Source organism: Streptomyces sp. NPDC055025, assembly GCF_053608565.1.
Genome location: NZ_JBSGVS010000127.1, coordinates 1 through 9,757, shown reverse-complemented (window position 1 = coordinate 9,757; position 9,757 = coordinate 1). Strand labels below are relative to the sequence as shown.

Annotated in this window: 8 protein-coding genes; 1 reads left to right on the top strand and 7 read right to left on the bottom strand. The window is 69.7% G+C overall.

Going from position 1 to position 9,757, the window contains the following annotated elements; genetic code table 11:
• Window positions 1-260 precede the first annotated feature (260 nt).
• Complete coding sequence (locus ACWGDX_RS38750; protein WP_453633440.1) at window positions 261-956, top strand: hypothetical protein; 696 nt, start codon at window positions 261-263, stop codon at window positions 954-956.
• A 469-nt stretch (window positions 957-1,425) separates the two neighbouring features.
• Here the strand turns inward: ACWGDX_RS38750 and ACWGDX_RS38745 are convergent, their stop codons facing one another.
• From ACWGDX_RS38745 to ACWGDX_RS38715, 7 genes are all read right to left on the bottom strand, one after another.
• Window positions 1,426-2,286 (bottom strand): HAD family hydrolase, encoded by an 861-nt coding sequence (locus ACWGDX_RS38745; RefSeq protein WP_453633438.1) that lies wholly within the window; start codon window positions 2,284-2,286, stop codon window positions 1,426-1,428.
• Window positions 2,283-3,560, bottom strand: a complete 1,278-nt coding sequence (serS, locus tag ACWGDX_RS38740) for a serine--tRNA ligase (protein ID WP_453633436.1) — start codon at window positions 3,558-3,560, stop codon at window positions 2,283-2,285. The genes ACWGDX_RS38745 and serS overlap by 4 nt, the downstream gene beginning before the upstream one ends.
• Before the next feature lie 570 nt (window positions 3,561-4,130).
• Window positions 4,131-5,066 (bottom strand): prephenate dehydratase, encoded by a 936-nt coding sequence (gene pheA / locus ACWGDX_RS38735; protein ID WP_383035706.1) that lies wholly within the window; start codon window positions 5,064-5,066, stop codon window positions 4,131-4,133.
• 59 nt (window positions 5,067-5,125) lie between these two features.
• Window positions 5,126-6,364, bottom strand: coding sequence for an iron uptake transporter deferrochelatase/peroxidase subunit (gene efeB, locus ACWGDX_RS38730; RefSeq protein WP_453633441.1), 1,239 nt, complete (start codon window positions 6,362-6,364; stop codon window positions 5,126-5,128).
• 177 nt (window positions 6,365-6,541) lie between these two features.
• Window positions 6,542-8,566: a copper resistance protein CopC gene (locus ACWGDX_RS38725; protein ID WP_453633434.1), complete on the bottom strand. Its 2,025-nt coding sequence runs from the start codon at window positions 8,564-8,566 to the stop codon at window positions 6,542-6,544.
• 14 nt (window positions 8,567-8,580) lie between these two features.
• Window positions 8,581-9,048 carry a copper chaperone PCu(A)C gene (locus ACWGDX_RS38720; protein ID WP_453633433.1) on the bottom strand — a complete coding sequence of 156 codons (468 nt, stop codon included), beginning with the start codon at window positions 9,046-9,048 and terminating at the stop codon, window positions 8,581-8,583.
• Window positions 9,045-9,701 carry an SCO family protein gene (locus ACWGDX_RS38715; RefSeq protein WP_453633431.1) on the bottom strand — a complete coding sequence of 219 codons (657 nt, stop codon included), beginning with the start codon at window positions 9,699-9,701 and terminating at the stop codon, window positions 9,045-9,047. Before ACWGDX_RS38715 ends, ACWGDX_RS38720 begins: the two co-directional genes overlap by 4 nt.
• Between the last annotated feature and the right edge of the window lie 56 nt (window positions 9,702-9,757).

Genomic DNA, 9,757 nt, shown 5'->3' with positions numbered 1-9,757 from the left:
GGCCCTTGCCCTGCGGGCAGGGGCTGCCGCCGTCTCGTGGTGCGACTCGGCCGCGTAACTGTACGTTTATCGGCTCGTTGTTCAGGGTGCGTGGAGGCAACTGGAGTCCGTGACGTCGAGCGTTCGTGAAGCCGGGGATTGCCGGTGCCGGATGGAAAGCCGCACCGGTCATTGAGTGAGTAGCCACCGTGAGCCGACCTCCACCCCTGACGCCCGGGGAGAGGGCCGCCATCATCGGTTCACAAGTGGAAGGCATGAACATGCCACCAGAAGGTGCCCTGCTCGAATCGCGCACTCTGCGCGTCGAGCATATGGGGCGTGTAGACGCCCTCGACAAGATCAAGTCTCTGATCATGCTCCCGGACGGAGTTCACGTTCGCACAGAGGACGTGGCTCGGTACTTCGAAGTATCCACAGGCGTCGTCAGGCAGATGACCGCGCGGCATCGGGCAGAGCTGACCGAGAACGGGATGCGCGTGCTCCGACGCGCTGACCTGCGACGTTTTCATAGTGACATGGTGTCACTATGGGGCGCCGAAGTCGGGAAAAGTTATCCACAGGCAGCCACCCAGCTCACCCTCTACACCCGCCGCGCCGTGCTCAACATCGCGATGCTTCTTCGCGACAGCGACATCGCCCGGTGCGTCCGTACGTACCTCCTCGATGCCGAGGACGATCTGCGCAAGGGGTACGCGAGCCTCGACCGGCGTGTGACCGATGTCGAGTCGTGCCTCGGCGGGGTCGGTGTCGCGCTCCAGGAGCTGGGGCCGGTGCTGAACCGGATGTCGTACCGGCTCGACAGTCTCGACCGACGGCTCGATGCCACCAACCAGGTGGTGGGAGCCATCAGCAACCGGCTGTGCGAGATGTCCGCGGACATCAACCGGGTGGACGCCCGGATGGACGATGTCGTCCACCAGTTGAGGGATCTGCGCCGGAGCCGTAACCGCCGCTGATCCAGCGCCGTCCCTCGCTGATCCATCGCCGTGGTCCGCGTCCGTCCGCCGCATTTCCCGCTGTACCCCCGCGGGCGGACGTGGGCCACATCGCCGATATTCGGTGGCGGCGGGTCGCCGCCCGGGGCACAGTGGTTCTGGCGGTAGTTCTGTCGGAACATACCTCCAGGACCGGGAGCGGAACACGGCGACGACTGGGATTCCGAGTCCGTCGAGTTCCCAGCAGGGCAGCACCGCGCGGGCACCGGAGTAGCCATCACTGCTCCGTGCTGCCGCCGGCGCGCTGCCCAGGGGCGGCCGCTTCGAGCGCGCATCCGCGCGGGCCGCCCCTCCCGGAGGATTGACCGAGCCGCACGGCAAGAGTCCCGTGACCCGTACGGCTGACCCGTGAACCGCACGGCAAGTGACCCGTGAACCGCAGGGCCTCCGGGCGGGATCCGCGGGATGCGCCGGACAGGACGAAAGACTCCTAGCCGAGCAGCAGCCTCTCCAGCACCACCGCGATACCGTCGTCGGCGTTCGACGCCGTGATCTCGTCCGCCACCGCCTTCAGTTCCTCGTGCGCGTTCGCCATCGCCACACCGTGCCGCGCCCACGCGAACATCGGGATGTCGTTGGGCATGTCACCAAAGGCGATCGTGTCCGCCGCCGTGACGCCGAGGCGGCGCGCCGCCAGCGAGAGTCCGGTGGCCTTGTTCAGACCCAGCGGCAGGATCTCCACCACTCCGGCCCCCGCCATCACCACATCCACCAGAGGGCCGACCGTCGCCCGCGCGACCCGCGCCAACGCGTCGTCGTCCAGCTCCGGGTGCTGGATGTACAGCTTGTTGAGCGGCGCGGCCCACATCTCCGCCGGGTCGTCGACGAAGACTGCGGGAAGCTCGTCGTCCAGGACCCGGTAACCGGGGCCGATCAGGACCTCGCCGTCGAGACCGTCCCGGCTCGCGGCGAGCGCCAGCGGGCCGGTCTCCGCCTCGATCTTGGACAGGGCCAGCCCGGCCAGCTGCCGGTCCAGCGTCACCGACGTCAGCAGCCGGTGCTCACCGGCGTGGTAGAGCTGCGCTCCCTGGCCGCATACCGCGAGGCCCTCGTAACCCAGGTCGTCCAGGATGTGCCGCGTCCAGGGCACGGCACGCCCGGTGACGATGATGTGCGCGGCTCCCGCCGCCGTGACCGCGGCGAGCGCCTCGCGGGTGCGCACGGACACCGTGTCGTCGGCACGCAGCAGCGTGCCGTCGAGGTCGGTCGCGACCAGCCTGTACGGGAACGAGGGCGGCGGTGACGGCGGAAGCGGCGCCGTCGCCGACGCGGAGTCGGGGCCGGTGCTCACTTGGCGATCGGCTCCAGCACCTCACGGCCGCCGAGATACGGACGGAGCACCTCGGGCACCCACACCGAACCATCGGCCTGCTGGTGGTTCTCCAGGAGCGCCACGATCGTGCGCGGTACGGCGCAGAGCGTGCCGTTCAGCGTGGCCAGCGGCTTGATCTGCTTGCCGTCACGCATCCGGACGGAGAGCCGGCGGGCCTGGAAACCGTCGCAGTTCGACGCGGAGGTCAGCTCGCGGTACTTGCCCTGCGTCGGGATCCACGCCTCGCAGTCGAACTTGCGCGAGGCCGAGGCGCCCAGATCACCGGTCGCCACATCGATCACCTGGAAAGGCAGCCCCAGAGCGGTCAGCCACTGCTTCTCCCACTCCAGCAGCCGCTGATGCTCGGACTGCGCGTCCGCCGGGTCGATGTACGAGAACATCTCGACCTTGTCGAACTGGTGGACCCGGAAAATGCCCCGGGTGTCCTTGCCGTACGTACCGGCCTCGCGGCGGAAGCACGGCGAGAAGCCCGCGTACCGCAGGGGAAGCTTGTCGGCCTCGATGATCTCGTCCATGTGGTAGGCGGCGAGCGGCACCTCCGACGTACCGACCAGGTAGAAGTCGTCCTTCTCCAGGTGGTACACGTTCTCCGCGGCCTGGCCCAGGAAGCCCGTGCCCTCCATGGCGCGCGGGCGGACCAGCGCCGGCGTCAGCATGGGGATGAAGCCGGCCTCCGTGGCCTGGCCGATCGCCGCGTTGACGAGGGCCAGCTCCAGCAGCGCGCCGACGCCCGTCAGATAGTAGAACCGCGAGCCGGAGACCTTGGCGCCCCGCTCGACATCGATGGCGCCCAGCGACTCGCCCAGCTCCAGATGGTCCTTGGGCTCGAAACCCTCCGCCGCGAAGTCCCGGACCGTGCCGTGCGTCTCCAGGACGACGAAGTCCTCCTCGCCGCCCACCGGGACGTCGGGGTGGACGATATTGCCGAGCTGGAGGAGCAGGCGCCTCGCCTCCTCGTCGGCGTCGTGCTGCTCGGCGTCGGCCGCCCTGACATCGGCCTTGAGCTGCTCCGCCTTCCTGAGCAGCTCGGCCTTCTCCTCGGCGGACGCCTTGGGGATCAGCTTGCCGAGGGACTTCTGCTCGGAGCGCAGCTCGTCGAAGCGGACGCCGGACGACCTGCGCCGCTCGTCGGCGGAGAGCAGGGCGTCGACAAGGCCGACGTCCTCTCCACGGGCGCGCTGGGAGGCGCGAACACGGTCGGGGTCCTCACGGAGCAGGCGAAGGTCAATCACCCCACCAGGCTACCGGTGCGCGCCGACACCGCCCCACCCGATATCAACAGGCGTAGCTCTTTGTCGGAATTGCGGCAATTGGGAAACCTGTCGGAAAATCCCGCACCGGTTGCCCGTCGTTCGTCAATAAAGAAGGTTCAATTCGCCGGAACGAGGCACTCGGTGCTCGTCCGCTTGACCCACTTCCCTTACGGCGAAGGTGACTTGAGTGCTGGACGCCGAGCGTTGTCCACAGAGGTACACAGGGTCACGCAAGTTATCCACAGGCTGTGTGAGTGATCTGTGGATTGCGGAAATAAGCGTTCTGTGGGCTGGGGGTGGGGTGCGGAATTCCCTCGTAAACCCGCTTCACACACTCATTCGGGTGGGAATTGCCCGCTTCAGCGAGTTGATCGCCGGAGTTGGGCTGACGCGGCCCAGGGCGACCCCTGTGGATGGACATCGGTGACCGGGGAGATTTGTCGACCCGGGTGGCTATGGTTGTCGACTTGTCCCCAGGTCGAGAAGCAAGCCTGTGGATAACTCGGGGCTGTGTCCACAGGCACGCGGGCACCCCGAGGCGCCCTGCCGTCAGGCGCGGCCGTCCTGGCTGCGTGCCAGCCACTCCGCCGCTTCGATGAACTCCGTGTCCGAGGTCCCCGGTCGCAGTGTCGACACATCGGCCGCCGACACCCCCGCCCGCGGATACGAGCCGAGGAAGCGCACCTTGGGACAGATCCGCTTCAGTCCCATCAGCGCCTCGCCCACCCGCCGGTCCGAGATATGTCCCTCGGCGTCCACGGCGAAGCAGTAGTTACCGATGCCCGCGCCGGTCGGCCGCGACTGGATCAGCATCAGGTTGACCCCGCGTACGGCGAACTCCTGGAGCAGTTCGAGCAGCGCGCCCGGGTGGTCGTCGCCCATCCAGATGACCACCGAGGTCTTGTCCGCGCCGGTCGGCGCCGAGGGGCGCGCGGGCCGGCCCACCAGGACGAAGCGCGTCTCCGCGTTCTCCGCGTCGTGGATCTCGGTGACCAGCGGTTCCAGACCGTAGGTCGACGCCGCGAACTCGCCCGCGAAGGCCGCGTCGAAGCGGCCCTCCTGCACCAGCCGCGCCCCGTCCGCGTTCGACGCGGCCGACTCCCACACCGCGTCCGGAAGCTGGTTCCGCAGCCAGTTGCGCACCTGCGGCTGGGCGACCGGATGACCGGTCACCGTCTTCACGTCGGAGAGCCCCGTCCCGGGCCGTACGAGCAGGGCGAACGTGATCGGCAGCAGCACCTCGCGGTAGATCATCAGGGGCGCGCCGGAAGCCAGCTCGTCGAGCGTGGCCGTGACACCGCCCTCCACCGAGTTCTCGATCGGTACGAGCGCCGCCGCGGCATCGCCGTTCCGTACGGCGTCGAGAGCCGTCGGTACGGACACCATGGGGACGAGCTCGCGGGTGGCGGCTTCCGGGAGCGTACGGAGGGCGGCCTCCGTGAAGGTGCCCTCGGGGCCCAGATACGTGTAGCGCGTGGCCGACATACGGTCACCCTAATGGCCCGGCGCGGCTCACGACTCCTCAGCGGATTCCGGCCGCCCGCTCAGGACTCCAGCAGCCGCTGGCCCACGTACTCCCCCTGCCGCGCGCCCCCGGGCACCGCGAACAGTCCGCTCGCCTCGTGGCGGATGAACGCCGACAGCGCGTCCCCCCGGTCGAGCTTGCGCTGCACGGGTACGAACCCCTTGAGCGGATCGGCCTGCCAGCAGACGAAGAGCAGCCCCGCGTCAGGGGTCCCGTCCGCGCCGATCCCGTCGTGGAAGGAGAAGGGGCGGCGCAGCATCGCGGCCCCGCCGTTCGCCTCCGGCGCCGAGATCCTGGCGTGCGCGTTGGCGGGTATGACGGGCGTGCCGTCGGCCCCCAGCCGGTCGAGGTCCGGCTCCGTCGTCTCCGTACCGCCGGTGAGCGGCGCGCCGTCGGACTTGCGGCGGCCGATGACCCGCTCCTGCTTGCCGAGCGGGAGCTTCTCCCAGTCGTCGAGGAGCATACGGATACGCCGTACGACGGCGTACGAGCCGTCCGCCATCCAGGCCGGGGTGCCGGCCGCCGGGGCCGCCGGGACGAAGATCCGCCGGTCGAAGTCCGGCTCGGACGGCTTGGGGTTGCCCGTGCCGTCGATCTGGCCCATCAGATTGCGGCTGGTCATCGGGTGCGGGGTCGCGCCGGGCGAACGGTTGAAACCGTTCATCTGCCAGCGCACCCGTGCCGCCCCGCCCGCGTCCTTCTGGAGTGTCCGCAGGGCGTGGAAGGCGACCAGGGCGTCGTCCGAGCCGATCTGGATCCAGAGGTCGCCGTTGCTCCGCCGGGCGTCGAGCTGGTCCGAGGAGAAGGCGGGCAGCGGGTCCAGGGCGGTGGGACGCCGGTCGGCCAGCCCCGTACGGTCGAAGAAGGTACGGCCGAAACCGAAGGTCACGGTGAGCGAGGAAGGCCCCGCGTCCAGGGCGATACCGGTGTCGCCGTCGGCGCTCCGCCCCCCGGCCGGCTCGCCGGCCATCAGCGCGCGCGCCGACTCCGACCAGCGGCGCAGCAGCGCCGCGGCCTCCTTCCGGCCGGCTCCCGGGGCCAGATCGAAGGCGATGAGATGGCCTCGGGCGTGCGTCGGGGTGGTGATACCGGGCTGGCGCGCGCCGTGGAAGGGGACGGATTCCGCGCCGAGTGTGGTCAGCGCGGGCGCGGGCTCGGGGCGGGTCGCCGCGTACGCGCCGGCCCCGCCCGCCGCTCCGAGCGCCAGTCCGGCGGCCCCGGCGGCGCTCGCGGTGCCGATCAGCCGCCGTCGGGAGATACCGGCGCGCGCCGCGCCGTCCGCCGCGCCGTCCGTCCGCCGTCGGCCGTCGTCCCCGGTGTCCCGGCCGTCCTCGCCGAGGTCCCGGCCGTCCCGGTCGTCCCGGCCGCCGGAGGTGTCCCGGGGGTCCCGGTCGTTCCGCTTGTCTTGGTCCTGTCGGGTCTCGCTCACGATGGGTCAGCCGATCTTCACGTTCTTGTCGACGGTCGTCTGGTCGATGTCGGAGGTCCGTACGGTCACCTGGAGCCGCCAGTCACCGGGCATCGGGATCTGTACACCGTCCGCGCTCCAGTGTCCGGGAGCGAAACGGTCGGGGACGATGGGCAGCGGGCCGATCCGCTCTGCCGTGAGCGTGAAGGCGGCCTTCACCTCCGGCACGTCCAGGGGCTTACCGTCGGCGCCGTCCACATAGATGTGCATCACATTGGCGCCGGAGCGGCCTGGGTCGAGGGTCAGCCGGACGGTGCCCTTGCCGTTCCGGCCGCCGGTGTCGAAGGGCATCCGGACATTGACGGGCTCCGCGCTCGCGGGGGCGTCGGCCGCGGTGCCGCCCGCGCGGCCCGCCTCCAGTTCGGCGGTACGGCCCGGCTCGGTGGACGTCAGCACGGTCGTGACGGCGAGGAGCACCACGGCGATCCCCGCCTCGGCCAGTACGGAACGGCGCAGTCCGGTCCGCGCGGGATCGGCGTCGCGGACGCGCTTCTGGCGTGCGCTCGCCAGCGCGGCTCTCTGCCGGGCCAGTTGGGTAGCTCTCCGACTGTCACCGACCTCGGCCGTCGCGGTGACGGTGTCGGAGCCGGTCCTCCCCCCGGTCTTCGCCGCCGCCCCCGCCTTGACCTCAGCCTCGACCTCGACCTCTGCCCCGGCTTCTGCACCGAGTTCTGTGTCCGCCTCCACCTCCGCCGCGTTCTCGGTCCCCGCCTCCACCTCCGCCAGCCGCCCCGTCCACCGCCGTGAGAACCAAGCGAGTCCGACCAGCACGGCCACGAGTCCGACCTTGACCAACAGGAGCTGTCCGTATGCCGTTTCCCCGAGCGCCGACCAGGATCCGACCTGACGCCAGGACTGGTAGAGCCCGGTCGCGGCGAGCACCACCACACTGACAAAGGCGGTGCGGGAGAAGCGCCGTACGGCCGTGCTGTCGATGAAGGGCGCCCGGTAGAGGGCGACGAGAAGCGCCGTGAGCCCGCCGAGCCAGACCGCCACCGCCAGCAGGTGCAGGACGTCCACCGGCATGGCGAGACCGGTCTGTATCCCGGTCGAGGCGTGCTCGGACAGCGCCCAGGTGGCGGCGATCCCGGCCGCGACGACCGTGCCGCCCGTGGCCAGCCCGAAGGTGAGGTCCTTTCGCTCCTTGCTCTCCTCCTCGTCACGGGGCGACTCCCTCTTGGCGTACGCGCCGAAGAGGACGGCGACGAAGAGCGCCGCCGCGCCGAGGAGCAGCAGCCGGGAGACGAGCGCCGCACCGGTCTTGGTCGCGAGGACGTCCTGGAGTCCGTCGAGATCGAACGCGTCGCCCAGTTCGCCGGAGCCGGTGTACGGATTGCGCAGGAGCAGCAGGACGAGTGTCGCGGCGGTGAGGGCGAGCCAGCCCTGGACGACGAGCCGTTGCAGCGGCCGTACGGACGCACCGCGCTGCCAGCAGCCGAGCACGAAGGCCGCGCCGCCGACGAGCAGGATGAAACCGGCGTACGAGACATAGCGCGCCGCGCCGTACAGCGTGCCGACGAGTCCGCCGCCCGCCTCCTCGGCCGGCACGGTGGCGGTGGTCTCGGAGGGCGCTCCGATGGAGAAGGTGAAGGCGCCGGAGACGGGATGGCTGTCGGCGGAGACGGCCTGCCAGGCGACGGTGTAGGTGCCGTCGGGCAGTCCCGTCCGCAGGCCGACGCCGTAGCGCACGCTGCCCGTCTCGCTCAGATCGCGGATCTTGCCCGTGTCCGCACGCTTGTTGCCGGGATCGAGTACACGGATGGAGTTGTCGCCCATGGCGATCTGTTCGGAGAAGGTGAGGGTGATGTCCTTGGGAGCGGAGGCGACCACCGCCCCGTCCTCGGGGCTGCTCCCGGTCAGCGCGGCATGCGCCGACGCCGTGCCGGAGAGCACGGTGAAGACGGTGCCGAGCAGCACCGTGGTGACGAGCAGCAGTCGCATCAGGATTGCTTGCCCGGGTGCTTGCCCGAGGCGCGGGGCGGTGGCTGTCATGACGTCTCAGTCCCTCACTGCTGGGCCGGGTTGTAGGTGGTCTCCTTCACGGGAAGTTCGACCGTGATGGGGTCGGCCTTCTCGAAGTGCAGTTCGATGCTGACGTTCTCCCCTTGCCGGGGGCGGTGCTTGATATCCATGAACATGATGTGGTTGCCCCCGCGTTCGAGATCCAACTCGCCGTCGGCCGGGATGTCGAAGGACGTCACCTTCATCATTTTCTGGTTCTCGGTCTTGTGGATGGTGATGTCGTCGGAGAGGTCGCCGGTGACGGAGGTGAGCTTGTCGGCGGCGCCGCTGTTGGTGATGGTGAGAAATCCGGCCGCGAGGTCACTGACGGGCTGGGGCATATAGCCGCTGCTGACGGACAGTTCGGGCTGCCCGGACGACCCGCCGTCGGAGGAACAGCCGGCCAGTGTCGGCGTGGCCATGAGGCCGAGGCCAAGGCCGAGGGCGAGTGCGAGCGGAGTACGGCGGTTCACGGGGTCTCGCCCTTGATGATCTTCGGCAGATCCTTGGCGTAGTCGTCCGCGGAGGCGTCCTCGCCGTAGAGGAGATAACCGGCGTCGGTCTTCGGGGAGAAGGCGATGACCTGCGCGCCGTGCATGGAGACCACGCTGCCGTCCTTCTCCTTCTTCGCCGGGTCGATACCGATCCCCAGTTGACGGGCGCCCGCCTGGATCGTGGGGAAGTCACCGGTGAGTCCGACGAAGGACGGATCGCCCGCGCTGGGGAGCCACTTGGCGAGTTCGGCGGAGGTGTCACGCTCGGGGTCGGTGGTGACGAAGACCACCTGGAGCTTGTCCTGGTCGGCCTTGGGGAGCGACTTTCTGGCGATGGCGATGTTGCTCATCGTCAGCGGGCAGACGTCCGGGCAGTTGGTGTAGCCGAAGTAGATCAGTGTCGGCTTGCCCTTGGTCCGCTCGCGGAAGTCGTAGTCCTCGCCCTTGGTGTCCTTGAGGACGAGGTTCGGCTTCTCGAAGGGCTGGTCCAGCGCCGTCGCCGCCTCGGTCTTCTGCTGGACGGAGACATCGGCGATCGACTTCGGGGAGTCGTCGCCGCTGCCGCAGGCGGTCAGGGCGAGTGCGGCGGCCACCGCCAGGGCGGCGGCCGAGGTCAGGGTTTTCTTGCGCATGAAGGGAGTTCCTGGTCGGGGAGTACGGGCACCGGGCACGCGGGGCCGGGAAGTTC